Source organism: Aliiroseovarius salicola (genome assembly GCF_027891095.1).
GTDB lineage: Bacteria > Pseudomonadota > Alphaproteobacteria > Rhodobacterales > Rhodobacteraceae > Aliiroseovarius > Aliiroseovarius salicola.
In genome coordinates, this window is the sequence record NZ_JAQIIO010000007.1 from 79,451 (window position 1) to 93,908 (window position 14,458).

The following is a 14,458-nucleotide window of genomic DNA, read 5'->3' on the forward strand; positions in this document are numbered from 1 at the left end:
GCGGGCGTTGTATCATTTGTTTGCAGCTGAATTACTCAGCAGGGACTGCCTCGGCCTCGTACGACAAGGGCACGGGCAATTTGTCGAGCATCTCTTTCGGGCAAACTTGCACGAAATTGGCTTTCTCGCTGTCCCAGTGGCGCAGGATTTCGGTTGCTTTGACGGATCCGGTCTCAGCCACGTGGCGCTCGATCAGCTCTTTCAGTTCTGCTTCCCAGTGATCTACGGCGACCGGGCCGGTGACCAGCGTTTCCATGTTCATCACGCGAGCAGTTTCGCCTTCCGGGTCATAGAGATACGCCATGCCGCCGGTCATGCCCGCCCCGAAGTTGGCGCCGATGGATCCGAGGATCACGGCAATGCCGCCAGTCATGTATTCACACCCGTTTGAGCCGCAGCCTTCGATCACCACCTTGGCACCTGAGTTGCGCACGGCAAAGCGTTCGCCAGCACGGCCCGCAGCAAAGAGGTACCCATCGGTCGCGCCGTAAAGCACGGTGTTGCCGATAATGGTGTTCTCAGCCGCCACAAGGGGGCTTGCCATTGGTGGGCGCACGGCCACAGTTCCGCCGGACAAGCCTTTGCCCACATAGTCATTGGCATCCCCCGACACTTCGATCTTCAGGCCAGGAGCTGCGAAGGCACCCAATGCCTGACCGGCAGAACCCGTCAGCTTAACGGTCAGGTGGTCAGGTTGCAGGTTGTTCCGCATCCCGAATTTCTGAACGATATGTGACGAGGTGCGGGTGCCCACGGTGCGGTGCGTGTTTTGCACGGCATAGCTGAGCTGCATTTTCTCGCCATCTTCAAGGAAGCGGGCAGCGTCACGCACGATCTCTGCATCCAGAGTGTCCGGCACGGCGTTGCGTGGGCGATCCCGGTCATAGGTGATCTGATCCGCACCATCCACAGTCAGGAGGAGTGGGTTCAGGTCGAGGTCGTCAAGATGGGCCGAGCCACGCGATACCTGTGACAGAAGGTCGGCGCGGCCAATGACTTCATCCAGCGAACGCGCGCCGATTGAGGCAAGGATTTCCCGCACTTCCTGAGCGTAGAAAGTGATGAGGTTCACCACTTTATCGGCAGATCCAGTGAACTTGGCGCGCAGGTCGTCGTCTTGCGTACAGACGCCCACCGGGCAGGTGTTCGACTGGCACTGACGCACCATGATGCAACCCATGGCGATCAGGGCGGCGGTGCCGATGCCGTATTCCTCAGCCCCCATCATCGCGGCCATCACGATGTCGCGTCCAGTGCGCAGCCCACCGTCGGTGCGCAGCGTCACACGTTCGCGCAGATTGTTCATGGCGAGCACCTGATGGGCCTCGGTCAGGCCCATTTCCCACGGCAGACCTGCGAATTTGATCGAGGTTGCAGGCGAGGCCCCGGTGCCACCATTGTGGCCCGAGATCAAGATGATGTCGGCTTCGGCCTTGGCCACACCGGCGGCGATGGTGCCAACACCGGAGGACGCCACCAGCTTCACCGTCACCTTGCAGCGTGGGTTGATCTGCTTGAGGTCGTAGATCAACTGCGCCAGATCTTCGATCGAGTAGATATCGTGGTGTGGCGGTGGTGAAATCAGTGTCACGCCTTTGGTCGAGTGGCGTAGCTTGGCGATGAGGTCGGTGACCTTCATACCGGGCAACTGACCGCCCTCGCCGGGCTTTGCGCCCTGCGCCACTTTGATCTCAAGCTCTTCACAATGCAGCAGGTATTCGGCGGTTACACCAAAGCGACCCGATGCCACCTGTTTGATCTTGGCGGATGCGTTATCGCCATTGGGTTCTGGGGTGAAATCCTCGGGGCTTTCGCCGCCTTCACCCGAATCCGACTTGGCGCCAATGCGGTTCATGGCAATTGACAGGGTGCGGTGTGCCTCGGGCGACAGCGCGCCCAGCGACATGCCGGGGGTCACAAAGCGTTTGCGGATCGCGGTGATGCTTTCCACCTCTTCAATCGGCACCGGATTGCCAATTGGCTTGATCGCCAAAAGGTCACGTAGGTGGATTGGTGGCATGGATTGCAGACGCTTGGAATACTGCTGCCACATCGCGTAAGACGCGCGGTCACAGGCGTTTTGCAGAAGGTGCATGGATTGCGCTTCCCAGGCGTGGGTCTCACCGGACTTACGCGCCTTATAGAAGCCACCCACCGGCAGCACTTTGTTGCCCGTGCCAAAGCCCGCAGCGTGCACGTCTTCCAGTTTCTTCTGGATGCCCGAGACACCAATGCCTGAAATGCGGCTGATCATGCCGGGGAAATACTCGGCCACCATGGCGCGCGACAGGCCAACGGCTTCGAAGTTCAGACCGCCACGGTAGGATGAGATCACCGAGATCCCCATCTTTGCCATGATCTTCAGAAGGCCCTGGTCAATCGCGTTGCGATAGCGGCGCACAGCTTCGGTCAGCGAGCAATCAAGCAGGCCCCGGTCAATACGGTCGGCAAGGCTGTCCTCGGCCAGATAGGCGTTGACCGTGGTCGCACCCGAACCCACCAGAACCGCGAAGTAATGCGGGTCGAGACATTCAGCCGAGCGCACGTTGAGCGAGGTAAAGGTCCGCAGACCTTTGCGCACCAGCCAGCTGTGGATGGCAGATGTGGCCAGGATCATCGGCATTGCAATCCGATCTTCGCCTTGCGCCTGATCTGTCAGCACAAGGTGGCCCGCACCGGATTGGATCGCTTCTTCAGCTTGGGCGCGGATCTCGGCGAGAGCCGTTTGCAGCGCGCCGTCGCCGCCATCTGCTTGGAAGGTACAATCAATCTCGACCATCGGCGCTTCGAACGCCTTGGTCATGGCGACAAATTGCTCGTTGCCAACAAACGGGCTTTCCAGCGAGATGATCTCGGTCTGGCCACCGTTTTCATCCAGCACGTTTTTCAGGTTGCCGAACCGGGTCTTGAGCGACATCACGCGGAATTCGCGCAAGCTGTCGATCGGCGGGTTGGTCACCTGAGAGAAGTTTTGGCGGAAGAAATGGCTGAGTGGGCGATATTGGGTCGACAGAACGGCCGACGGCGTGTCATCGCCCATCGAGGCCAGCGCCTCTTTGCCATCCTCTGCCATCGGTGCGAGGATCTGCTCCAGCTCTTCCAGCGTGTAACCAGCAGCCACTTGACGGCGGCGCAACTCATCACCCGAAAAGAGCGGTTTTTCTTCGATGTCTGACAGGTCTTCTTCGAGGTCATGGATTTTGTTTACCCATTCGCCGAAGGGCTGGGCGGTAGACATTTTATCCTTGATTTCAGTGTCGTGGTAAAGCTTGCCCTCTTTCATGTCCACGGCCAGAAGCTGCCCCGGACCAAGCGCGCCTTTTTCTACGACAGTTGATTCGTCGGTGGGCACCATGCCCGCCTCGGACCCCGCAATCAGCAGCCCGTCGCCGGTCACGACATAGCGCATCGGGCGCAGCCCGTTGCGGTCAAGACCCGCGCAGACCCAGCGACCATCGGTCATGGCAAGGGCCGCAGGGCCATCCCAGGGTTCCATCACCGAGTTGCAGTAGGAATACATGTCTTTCCACGCCTGCGGCAGTTCAACTGCCTGCTTCGACCAGCTTTCCGGCACCAACATGGTTTTTGCCATAGGAGCCGAGCGACCCGCACGGACCAGAACTTCGAACACCGCGTCAAGGGCCGCGGAGTCGGATGATCCGCCCGGCACAATCGGTTTGATGTCTTCAGCCAGTTCACCAAAGAAGGACGAGGCCATGCGGATCTCGTGCGACTTCATCCAGTTCATGTTGCCCTTCAGCGTGTTGATCTCGCCGTTATGGGCCAGCATGCGGAAGGGTTGGGCCAGCCACCATTGCGGGAAGGTGTTGGTCGAGTAGCGTTGGTGATAGATCGCAAAGGACGATTTGAACTGCTCGTCCATCAGGTCCGGGTAGAACACGGCCACCTGTTCGGCCAGCATCATGCCTTTGTAGATGATCGACCGGCAGGAGAGCGACGCGATATAGAGGCCGGCAATATTGGCTTGGGCAGCCGCTTTTTCGATCCGGCGACGGATCACGTAAAGCTCGCGTTCAAAGGTGTCTTCATCCACGCCTTTCGAATTCGAGATCATGATCTGCTCGATCTCGGGGCGCGTGGCGTTGGCTTTTTCACCAAGGCAGGAGATGTCTACTGGGACGTGGCGCCAGCCATAGATGTAATAGCCCATGCGCAGAATCTCGGTTTCCACGATGGTCCGGCAGGCTTCCTGCGCGCCAAAATCGGTACGGGGCAGGAAGACTTGGCCAACGGCAACCAGCTGGTCCTGGCGCGGCTCGTGGCCAGTGCGTTTGATCTGGTCATAGAAGAAGGGAACCGGGATCTGCACGTGGATGCCAGCGCCATCACCGGTTTTGCCATCGGCGTCAACGGCGCCGCGGTGCCAGATGGCTTTCAGCGCATCGATGCCTGCTTCAACCACCTGACGGGTGGGTTTACCATCGGTGGCGACCACAAGCCCGACACCACAAGAGCTGTGCTCGTCTTCGTCACGATAGAGGCTGTGCTCGCTCATATACGCGCGCTTAGCTTCTTCGCGGGCGACCCAGTTTTCATCATATTTCGTCATATTCTGTCTCCTCATGGGGCGTGGGCGGCACAGTTTTGATGTGGCCCGGCATGCCCCTGATATGTCCTGATTATTCGGCGGCGAGTGCAGCTTTTGTGGCCAAGGTCTCGACGATATTGGCGCCCGCTTCGCGGCCGTCACGGATCGCCCAAACGACCAGAGACGCCCCGCGCACGATGTCACCCACAGCCCAGACGTCATCCATGTCGGTTTGGTGGGTGCCAAAGGCGGCCTTGACGGTGCCCCAGCGAGTGACCGGCAGGTCCGGCTGATCCCAAAGTGTTGGCAGGTCTTCCGGTTCAAATCCGAGCGCCTTGATCACCAGATCTGCTTCTTCTGTGTAGTCTGATCCTTCGATCACTTCGGGGCTGCGACGGCCCGAGGCGTCGGGTGCGCCGAGGCGCATCTTTTGTACGATCACGCCATTCACCGGTTCGCCGGTGAAGCCTTTTGGTGCAGCCAGCCAGACAAATTCCACGCCTTCCTCTTCTGCGTTCTGCGTTTCGCGTTGTGAACCGGGCATGTTGGCGCGGTCGCGGCGATAGAGACATTTGACCGAAGTCGCACCCTGACGGATGGCTGTGCGCACACAGTCCATGGCGGTGTCGCCACCACCGATCACGATGACTTTCTTACCTTTGGCATTCAGCTCACCGCTTTCAAATTCAGCCACGGTGTCACCGAAATCGGTTTTGTTCGAGCAGGTGAGGTAATCGATGGCCCGCACAATGCCGGTCGCGCCCGCACCCGGTCCTTGCAGGTCGCGGGTCTTGTAAACGCCAGTGGCGATCAGCACTGCGTCATGCTCTGCGTGGATGTCTGCAAACGTGACGTCTTTGCCGATATCCGTGTTCAGGGTGAAGGTGACACCTGCGCGCTCCAAGAGTTCTACCCGGCGCATCACCACGTCTTTTTCCAGCTTGAAGCCGGGGATGCCATAGGTCAGCAGGCCGCCCGCGCGATCATGACGATCGTAAACTGTGACGGCATGACCTGCGCGCACCAGCACGTCAGCCGCAGCCAGACCACCCGGACCCGCGCCGATGATGGCCGCGCTTTGACCGGTGGCGGGACCAACGGCAATTTCTTCGACCCAGCCTTGTTCCCATGCGGTGTCGGTGATGTATTTCTCAACCGCGCCGATGGTGACGGTGCCGTGGCCGGATTGTTCGATCACGCAATTGCCTTCACACAGTCGGTCCTGCGGGCAGATGCGGCCGCAGATTTCCGGAAAAGTGTTGGTGGATTGCGAAAGTTCGTAAGCCTCTTGCAAGCGTCCGGTAGCGGTCATGCGCAGCCAATCGGGGATGTTGTTGTGCAGCGGGCAATGGGACTGACAATAGGGCACACCACATTGGCTGCATCGGCTGGCCTGCTCAGCGGCCTTTGCGGTGGCGAACTCGGCATAGATTTCCTGAAAATCTTCTTTGCGAGTTTCAGCCGAACGCTTTTCGGGCATATCGCGGTCGACATTCACAAATTTCAACATCGGCTGTTTGGCCATTCTTTGCTCTCCGTCACTAGAGCGTTTCGCGGATGAAACGCGGGCTGGGTGTGCCCTTGTAAATAAGGCCGGAGAAAATGAAAAGTCAATAATGCTTACCTATATGTCGCTTTTTGTAATTTATTTCACCAAAAAGTTCGCAGGTTCAGTAAAAATAGGTCAGAAAGGGTGATATATATTTCCACTTCCCTTTCCTGTCAGGGAGTTTAGCTTGCCTATAATCAACGAAAACAGGCTTTTCCCCATGTCTCTCGCCCATCTGTTCCTTGTTGCGATCATACAGGGAATCACCGAATTCCTTCCAGTGTCCTCGTCCGGGCATCTGGTTTTGGTGCCAGTACTGACCGGATATCCCGATCAAGGGCAGGTGATTGATGTGGCAGTCCATCTGGGCACGCTGATGGCGGTGATAATGTTTTTCTGGCGCGATGTGAGCATGGGGCTTGCGGGTGTTCCGCGTATGCTCACCGGGCGGATCGATACGCCGGGGGCAAAGCTCGCATTTCTGTTGATGATCGCCACGATCCCTGCCGTGCTGTTTGGCTTGATGCTGAAATTGACGGGGCTGGATGACGCGATGCGTTCGGTCAAGGTGATCGCCTGGACCATGCTGGGGTTTGGTATCGTTCTTTATGTGGTGGACCAAAGGGGAGCAGAGACCAAGACTGCCGGGGATTGGTCGCTCAGGGATGCCATCATCATGGGGCTGTGGCAGGCCGTGGCGCTTATACCCGGTTCGTCGCGGTCCGGTGTGACCATCACCGGCGCGCGCGCGCTGGGATATCAGCGGTCAGATGGGGCGAAGCTTGCCATGCTGATGTCAATTCCGACAATTTTTGCCTCGGGTGTGCTGTTGGGCGCAGAGGTGATTGCCGATGCCAATATCCAGGCGGCCAAGGATGGAGCCATCGCTGCGGGGCTCTCTTTTGTTTCAGCACTCCTCGCGCTCAGTTTGATGATGCGTCTGCTGCGGTCGGTCAGTTTCACGCCCTACGTGATCTATCGCGTGGTGCTGGGGCTGGGGCTCTTGCTCTTCGCCTATAGCTGACGGATCGTCGGCAATAAAAAAGGCGCAACCCAAGCTGCGCCTTTTTTGAATGTATGTTGCGTGATCTCAGGTTTTGAGGTTCTTCGCAGAAGCCGTGATGTCGGCATATTGGCCGCTGTCGCGGAAACGCCAGAGATAGTCCGGCAAAATGGCGTCCATCGCTTTCGGCTCAATCTTAAGATCGGCAAACGACTTCGCCCCTTCACTGACCACATTGTCCACGCCAAGGTTTTTAACCTGATCGCGCGACAGAAGCGATGGTACGAGGCCGCCTGTTACAGTCTGCACCATATCAAAGGCCCAGGCCTGAACGCGCGCCACGACTGGCGGAAGGTTCAAGACGAGTCGGCGGCGCTGGATGTGATCCAGCATGCGCTGCATCAACTCGCGGAAGCTTTCCACATTCGGTCCGCCCAGTTCATATATGCCAGCTTCGGCTTCGCCCAGAATGCCTTTTTCGACCGCAGCGGCCACGTCATCAACATGGACAGGCTGAAACTTAGTGTCTGCGCCAACGATGGGCAAAACCGGACCAAAACGAGTCATTCCGGCAAAGCGGTTGAAGAAATTGTCCTCTTGTCCGAACACGATTGAGGGGCGCAGGATCACCGCCCCCGGATATGCGGCCTGTACAGCAGCTTCGCCAGCGGCTTTGGTGCGGCCGTATTCGCTGGGGCTTTCCGGATCGGCACCGATGGCCGAGATGTGCACCAGTTGGTTCACACCCTCTTCGGTGGCAATCTTGGCCACGCGCCCGGCACCTTCGGCGTGCACGGCATCAAAGCTGTTCTTGCCAATTGACAGAAGAACGCCCACGCAGTTCACAACTGCATCAGCCCCCTGCATTGCAGCGCGTACCGATGCGTCATCTCGGATGTTGCACAGGATCGGTTCAACCTGTCCGACGGCTCCGTAAGGTTTGACAAACAGCGCCTCGTTCGGGCGACGCACGGCAACGCGCACGCGCCAGCCCTGCTTGGCCATGCGACGCGCCACATAGCGCCCCACAAACCCGGATCCGCCATAAATGGTCACTAGCTTGGACATCGAAGTCCTCCTTGCAAATCTCGCGCAGATGCATATCGCATATCTCGCGCAAATGAATAGCTTTCCGAGACCGGATGAGCAAGGCAGAATGCTTTTTCTGAGAATCCGACATTATCCGCTTGACGCCCCCCTCAACACCCATTAAATCGCCCCTCACCAACCGTGCCCAGATGGCGGAATTGGTAGACGCGCTAGCTTCAGGTGCTAGTGTCCGTATGGACGTGGAGGTTCGAGTCCTCTTCTGGGCACCATTAAATCCCGATAAGATATTGTAGTTAAACGAAAAGCTGTTTCGCGGGAGTCGAACCGTAGAACAAATCGTTGAACAATTCCTTCAAATACACATTCATGAAGTCCGGCATCTATTACTTCGTGCGCCGGGTGCCGAAACATCTTTCAGATCATTACATAACTAATAAGATTAGCTTTTCCCTGAGAGCCAAATCAGAATTCTTAGCCAAAAAGCGAGCGCAGAAATTCGCTGAACAACTGGATGATCATTGGTTCGCAATGGGCGTCGACAATGATCCCACTTTCAGTCGTTATCTGTCTGTTGCGATTCCTACACCCACCGGAGCGACCCTCAGGAGGCCCTACATTTCGCCTTCGCGATTGGTTGGTTTGTGCGTATTATATAGAGCATCGAGCAATATGATTTTGAGAAGTTTAGATGAACGAGATTAACAGCAGAGATCATGTCAAACATGATCCCTTTCTGACATGGGAACTATACGCGATCATTGGCCGGATAATGTTCCTGTGGTCATCGACCGAGAAGGACCTGCGAAGGGAGATTAGCCGCCTGCACCCCGCCGTCGAAAAAAAGAAAACACATCAGATTTCCCGGTTAATAAAGCTTTGGAAAGCTCTACTTTTAGAAAGCGCAGTGGAAGGTCCAGCGCATGAAGAAATCATTGAAGCGGCATACCTTCGGCTGAACAAAGCTCTTGATGTCAGAAATCGACTAACACATGGCCTGACGGGTTTGGAGGGCAGTCAGGAAGGCTGCAAAGAAACCGCGTATTTGTACACGGAGCTAAATGGCAAGAAGCAGAAAATCTCACTCACGGAACTGGAAGAAACCGCCGACAGCCTGAACAAAGTTTATAGCTATATGACTACCGTTTACTTTTGGACCCAAAAACCAATCCAGCCTTATGAAGAGATTGCCTACAACGAATTTCGAAATCGGATTGTTATTCGTTGAGCTAAGGCCGATGTTCTACAGCCGATGAAGAAAACTGCATGCTGATGCTGTAGAACAAACCGTAGAACTAAAAGCACAATGTAACCAATTTCCCCAGATCAGTGTTTTACCGTCTTACAGTAACTTATGAGATCACCACACGGAGATGATGGGTCTTCTGGGCACCACATCTTTATCGAATATGGTAATGATACATCACTCGAAAGATCGGGTGATTTTGCGATTTGGATTCGCATCCCAATGCTTCCCTTGCCACATCTGCCACTCCCCGCTATCCCGCCATACATGAGTGACACCTACGCGCCACCGCAAGACCCCTTGGTGATTCTGCACCACGACCATGAATTGCTTGTGGTCGATAAGCCCTCAGGGCTCTTGTCTGTACCGGGCAAGGGTGAGCATCTGGCCGATTGCCTAATTGCTCGCATTCAGGCGGTGTTTCCCGAAGCCCTTCTGGTGCACCGGCTCGACAGGGATACTTCAGGTGTGATGGTCTTTGCACTCACTCCCCACGCGCAGCGCCATCTGGGTTTGCAATTTGAAAAGCGGCAGATGAAGAAAACCTATGTGGCGCGCGTCTGGGGCGAAATGGCCGAGAAAGAAGGCACGGTGGATCTGCCGCTGATCGTCGACTGGCCCAACCGCCCGAAACAGCATGTGAATTTCGAAACCGGCAAACCCGCGCAGACCGACTGGAAGGTGATGCGCTATGAAAATGGCAACACCCGCGTACGCCTTTTTCCCAAGACCGGCCGCAGCCACCAGCTTCGCGTGCATATGCTCGAGCTTGGCCACCCGATCCTCGGAGATCCGTTTTACGCCACCGGTGGGGCCCTGAACGCCCCCCGATTGATGCTGCACGCCGAAAGCCTGCGCCTGCGTCACCCGGATGGCGGCAGGGGTATGAATTTCCGTGCCAAAACCCCGTTCTGATCCAACTTTCCTCTTGCTGAAAATATCCCGGGGTTCAAGGGGCAGAGCCCCTTGCGTGTTGTGACTGGTGAAAACGTCAGTTGACGAAACGTCACCCTCCTTGCCCTTTCCCCCCTTATTTGATTGAGTGATTGGACCCATCAAGAGAGGTCCAGATGTTCCAACCCGTCATCACCGGTACCGGTGTCTTCACCCCTACCGAAACCATTTCGAACGCCGAGCTGGTTCAAGCCTTCAACGCTTATGCCGACCGGGTGAATGCCGAAAACGCCGATGCGATCGCGGCGGGGGAAATGGAGCCGATTGGCCACTCGAGCGAAGAGTTCATCGTCAATGCTTCGGGCATTCACCAGCGCTATGTGATGGATAAGACCGGTGTGCTGGACCCTGCGGTGATGCATCCCAAGCTGCGTGAACGTGCCGACAACGAGCCGGGGATCATGACTGAGATGGCGTTGGGTGCCTGCAATCAGGCGCTTGCCAAGTCCGGGGTCTCGGCGGATGAGATCGATCTCGTGATCTGTGCCGCCTCGAACCACGAGCGCGCCTATCCCGCCATCGCGGTCGAAATCCAGCAGGCGCTGGGCGCGGGGGGGTTTGGGTTTGACATGAATGTTGCCTGCTCTTCGGCCACCTTCGGCATTCAGGCCGCCGCTGACATGATCCGCTCTGGCTCGGTGAAAAAGGCGCTGGTGGTCAACCCTGAGATCTGCTCGGCCCATCTGGAATGGCGCGACCGGGATTGTCACTTCATCTTTGGCGATGTCTGCACCGCGACCGTGCTGGAGCGTAAAGAGGACGCCAAGGGCGCGCATTTCGAGATCCTTGGCACCAAATGCCTGACCCAGTTTTCCAACAATATCCGCAACAACAACGGTTTCCTGCGCCGGACCCGCGAAGAGGGAAGCGAGCTGCCGGATCGCCGCGACATGCAGTTCATGCAGAATGGCCGCAAAGTGTTCAAAGAAGTGCTGCCGATCGTGTCGAAACACATCCTCGGCCAAATGGAAGAGCTGGGTGTGGGGCAGGGTGATCTGAAACGGATCTGGCTGCATCAGGCCAACAAAACCATGAATGATTTTATCGGGAAGAAAGTGATGGGTCGCGTGCCGGAAGAGGGCGAGCAACCCAACATCCTGCAAGACTACGCCAACACGTCCTCGGCCGGGTCAATCATCGCATTTTCCAAATACTCCGACGATCTGGCGCCCGGTGACACCGGGGTGATCTGTTCGTTTGGCGCGGGTTATTCTGTGGGGTCGGTTGTGGTGCGGCGGGGGTAAGTGACAGTTTGCTCAACGAAAACCAAGATACTGACCCAGCCAAACACATGTGAGGCAACATATGCCATTGCTTGATCTACCATTGACACCTCCACCAAAGATTAAACTGTCGCGCTTGCGTGATATCGGGTGGTCGATTTGGGACCCAATTGGTTTGCTTCGTTCGGAGCAAAAATGGGACGATAAAGAGTGTCTTACCTTTGCAGATGAGTACGATGGGTATCTTGTACAAGCGGCAGGTCAGTTACGGCGCGGTGCGCCAGATTCTGACGTTGTAGACTATCTCGTTCAGATCGAATCTGAGCATATGGGCTTGGGCACGGGCAATGGTGCATTGAATCGCGCCAAAAGGGTCGTCGACGCAATTCACGCAGACAAGGAACTTTGGACTTATCCGGAGTAGTACTTTTGTTTGTTGAGACAAAAAGAGCCCGCAAAACGCGAGTCGTTTTGTATGTCTAATGACCGGGATCACCCATTGAACCAACCCGACACGGCTTTCACTTCTAAGAAATCCTCTCCCCTTCGGCACGCTGATATTGCTGTATACCCCGCAGCGTGAAACCCTCAATTTGAGTGGGTTTTACAGATTTTGGCTGGGCGCTTGGCCCCCGCAGCATTTGGTGGTTCCGCACGGTGTTCTTGTAATGATGGCGGGTATGCGCTCAACTAAGTGCAGAAAAGAAAAAGGGGGATGAGATGTCGCTAGCAAATGATTTGGCGCTGACGGTTCATATTCTGGGCTTGTTCATGGGTGGGGCTTCGGCCTTTGGATTACCGGTCATCGGGGCGCTTGCCGCCAAGGCTGAGCTTGAACACAAACCTGTCTTGGGGCGGGCGGTCAAACCGCTCAAAATGATTGGCCATATTGGTCTTGGATTGATCCTGGTCACAGGCATCCTGATGGCAACTGCCGGGGGTGTATGGAGTTCCGGGCCGTTCATATTCTGGATAAAACTGGTAGCGGTAGGAGCTTTGATTGCAGGGATTGTCGTTGCCGGAAAAACCGGTGCGCTTGCCATGGCCGGTGATGCCGAGGCGGCTGCGAAGATGCCGAAGCTTAGTATGTTCAACATTGGCATGGGTGTCTTGGTCGTACTGTTTGCAGTGCTTGCGTTTAACTAAAACGTTCGGCGTACTCACTGGGGTCACAATCACATTGCTTCTTCATTTGGCTGACGTTGGCTTCGACCATGCCGGAGCGTATTTAGCCTAATGCGCAAGCCGTTTCCCGTGATCGAGAAAGAAGTCGATCAGACGTCGGGTCAGCATCTTCTGCGGACCGGCATCAGGCCAGACCGCGTAGATACCGAGAAGTGGGAGGCTCCAATCGGGCAGCACCCGGACAAGGTCGCCTGACGCCAGTTCGCCCTCGACTTCGCTGAGCGGAAGTTGCCTGATGCCGAGGCTCGCGATGACCGCGGATTTCGCCGCCGTGACGGAGTTGACCTCGATAGGTACCTTTCTCGGTGTGAGTGAGACACTCTCGCCATCGCTTTCCAGGTTTATATCGTTTACGAATTGGGAAATCGCGACAAAGGCATGATCCGAAAGATCATCCGGAGTTTTAATACGAGCGTGTGATGCCAGATAGTCCGGTGAGGCCACGAGAACCCGTTGAAAATTGGCAACGCGGCGGCTTTTAAGGCTGCTGTCGGCCAGCCTCCCAAGCCGAATCGCTAGGTCGAACCCTTCTTTGACAATATCGACGGGGTGGTCGCTTCCGTGGAGGGTTATGGTGACCCGCGGGTGCTCAACCGCGAATTTCCACAAGACCCGTCGCAACGGCGAGCGTTCACCAAAAGCGGGCATCGTAATGCGCAGCTTGCCCACAGGTTCCGCACTTTCTGCACCAGCGACACCAAGTGCCTCTTCACCCGCTGCGACCATGCGGCGCGCGGGGTCCAGCGCCAGGTGGCCTTCTGGTGTAAGAGACATCGAGCGCGTGGATCGAAAGAACAGCGTGACGCCGAGTTTCTCTTCGAGGCGCGACAAGTGGTGGCTCACGACCGAAGTCGACAGCTTCAACCGCTTTCCGGCGGCGGTCAGGCTGCCTGCATCGGCAACGGTCACGAACACGGCAAGGCCTCGGTAGTCGTCGATCATCTTTCTACTTTCTGAAACAATCATTGCGGCAATTCATGGATAATCAAAAAGGCGCAGTGGGTCTATCTGGTTTGGCAGCAGACCAAACCATGGCGGTGGTTGTCGGTCCGCAGGCAACACGCCTTCAATCTTGAACCCGATGAAAGGGAGACGAACATGACCTTCAGAACTCTGGCTGCAGCGGCCACCCTTGCCACTTTTGCCACCAACGCGCTGGCTGACGATACCGGCACCGTTCAGATCTTCTATGACCTGCTCAGCAACCCCGGCTCGCAAGAGCACGTCGCTACCTTCCAAGAAGCCACTTCGGAGAACTGGGAAAGCCTTGGCGACTATTCCGGCGAAAACAAAAGCCGCGAGGCCTTCCTTGGTCAGATGGGTGGTTTCGCCAAGCTGATCCCCGACCTCAATTGGGACGTCCAGGCAATGCATCAAGATGGCAATTTTGTCACTGTCCGCAGCCGCGCAACCGGCACGCCGGTCGCCCCGTTTTTCGGCGTTGATGGCGAGGGTCGCAGCTTTGATATCATGACGATCGATATCCATGAACTGGAGGACGGCAAGATCATCCGGTCCTACCATGTCGAGGACTGGGCTGGGGCGCTGCAGCAGCTCTCTGGTCGGTAAGAACCACAATCATAAGGCGCGTGCCGGCATCTTTGGTGTCGGCGCTCTAGTTTTCAAAGTGGCTTGAGGGCAAGCTGCCTATTGAGAAACGGGCGGGTCGGAGAGATGACAGCTTCGCCCGCATTGCCAAGGT

General features: G+C 56.6%; 12 protein-coding genes and 1 tRNA gene. 9 read left to right on the forward strand and 4 right to left on the reverse strand.

The genetic code is table 11. The features are described 5' to 3' along the window. Positions 1–31: 31 nt before the first annotated feature. Both gltB and O2N63_RS13340 read right to left on the reverse strand, forming a co-directional pair. Positions 32–4,570, reverse strand: coding sequence for a glutamate synthase large subunit (gene gltB / locus O2N63_RS13335; RefSeq protein WP_271054774.1), 4,539 nt, complete (start codon positions 4,568–4,570; stop codon positions 32–34). Between the two features lie 70 nt (positions 4,571–4,640). Next, positions 4,641–6,074 (reverse strand): NAD(P)-dependent oxidoreductase, encoded by a 1,434-nt coding sequence (locus O2N63_RS13340; RefSeq protein WP_271054775.1) that lies wholly within the window; start codon positions 6,072–6,074, stop codon positions 4,641–4,643. Positions 6,075–6,318: 244 nt separating this feature from the next. On the opposite strand from O2N63_RS13340, the gene O2N63_RS13345 reads away from it, so the two are divergent. Beyond that, positions 6,319–7,122 (forward strand): undecaprenyl-diphosphate phosphatase, encoded by an 804-nt coding sequence (locus O2N63_RS13345; RefSeq protein WP_271054837.1) that lies wholly within the window; start codon positions 6,319–6,321, stop codon positions 7,120–7,122. A gap of 66 nt (positions 7,123–7,188) precedes the next feature. Here the strand turns inward: O2N63_RS13345 and O2N63_RS13350 are convergent, their stop codons facing one another. After that, on the reverse strand, positions 7,189–8,169 hold the full coding sequence (locus tag O2N63_RS13350) for a complex I NDUFA9 subunit family protein (RefSeq protein WP_271054776.1): 981 nt from the start codon (positions 8,167–8,169) through the stop codon (positions 7,189–7,191). Between the two features lie 164 nt (positions 8,170–8,333). On the opposite strand from O2N63_RS13350, the gene O2N63_RS13355 reads away from it, so the two are divergent. The 7 genes from O2N63_RS13355 (at position 8,334) to O2N63_RS13380 (ending at position 12,717) form a co-directional block, all read left to right on the forward strand. Then, positions 8,334–8,420, forward strand: a tRNA-Leu gene (locus tag O2N63_RS13355). Between the two features lie 97 nt (positions 8,421–8,517). Further along, positions 8,518–8,853 (forward strand): DUF6538 domain-containing protein, encoded by a 336-nt coding sequence (locus O2N63_RS17580; RefSeq protein ID WP_408629819.1) that lies wholly within the window; start codon positions 8,518–8,520, stop codon positions 8,851–8,853. Beyond that, on the forward strand, positions 8,840–9,376 hold the full coding sequence (locus O2N63_RS13360) for a hypothetical protein (protein ID WP_271054777.1): 537 nt from the start codon (positions 8,840–8,842) through the stop codon (positions 9,374–9,376). Before O2N63_RS17580 ends, O2N63_RS13360 begins: the two co-directional genes overlap by 14 nt. Positions 9,377–9,661: 285 nt before the next feature. Further along, positions 9,662–10,309, forward strand: a complete 648-nt coding sequence (locus O2N63_RS13365; protein WP_271054778.1) for an RluA family pseudouridine synthase — start codon at positions 9,662–9,664, stop codon at positions 10,307–10,309. 155 nt (positions 10,310–10,464) lie between these two features. Further along, positions 10,465–11,592 carry a beta-ketoacyl-ACP synthase III gene (locus O2N63_RS13370; RefSeq protein ID WP_271054779.1) on the forward strand — a complete coding sequence of 376 codons (1,128 nt, stop codon included), beginning with the start codon at positions 10,465–10,467 and terminating at the stop codon, positions 11,590–11,592. Between the two features lie 61 nt (positions 11,593–11,653). Next, complete coding sequence (locus O2N63_RS13375; RefSeq protein ID WP_271054780.1) at positions 11,654–11,995, forward strand: hypothetical protein; 342 nt, start codon at positions 11,654–11,656, stop codon at positions 11,993–11,995. Positions 11,996–12,291: 296 nt separating this feature from the next. Beyond that, positions 12,292–12,717 (forward strand): hypothetical protein, encoded by a 426-nt coding sequence (locus O2N63_RS13380; protein ID WP_271054781.1) that lies wholly within the window; start codon positions 12,292–12,294, stop codon positions 12,715–12,717. Positions 12,718–12,804: 87 nt separating this feature from the next. On the opposite strand, the gene O2N63_RS13385 is transcribed toward O2N63_RS13380, so the two are convergent. Further along, on the reverse strand, positions 12,805–13,698 hold the full coding sequence (locus tag O2N63_RS13385) for a LysR family transcriptional regulator (protein ID WP_271054782.1): 894 nt from the start codon (positions 13,696–13,698) through the stop codon (positions 12,805–12,807). A gap of 156 nt (positions 13,699–13,854) precedes the next feature. Between O2N63_RS13385 and O2N63_RS13390 the strand changes: the two genes are divergently transcribed. Then, positions 13,855–14,325 (forward strand): ester cyclase, encoded by a 471-nt coding sequence (locus O2N63_RS13390; protein ID WP_271054783.1) that lies wholly within the window; start codon positions 13,855–13,857, stop codon positions 14,323–14,325. Positions 14,326–14,458: the final 133 nt, after the last annotated feature.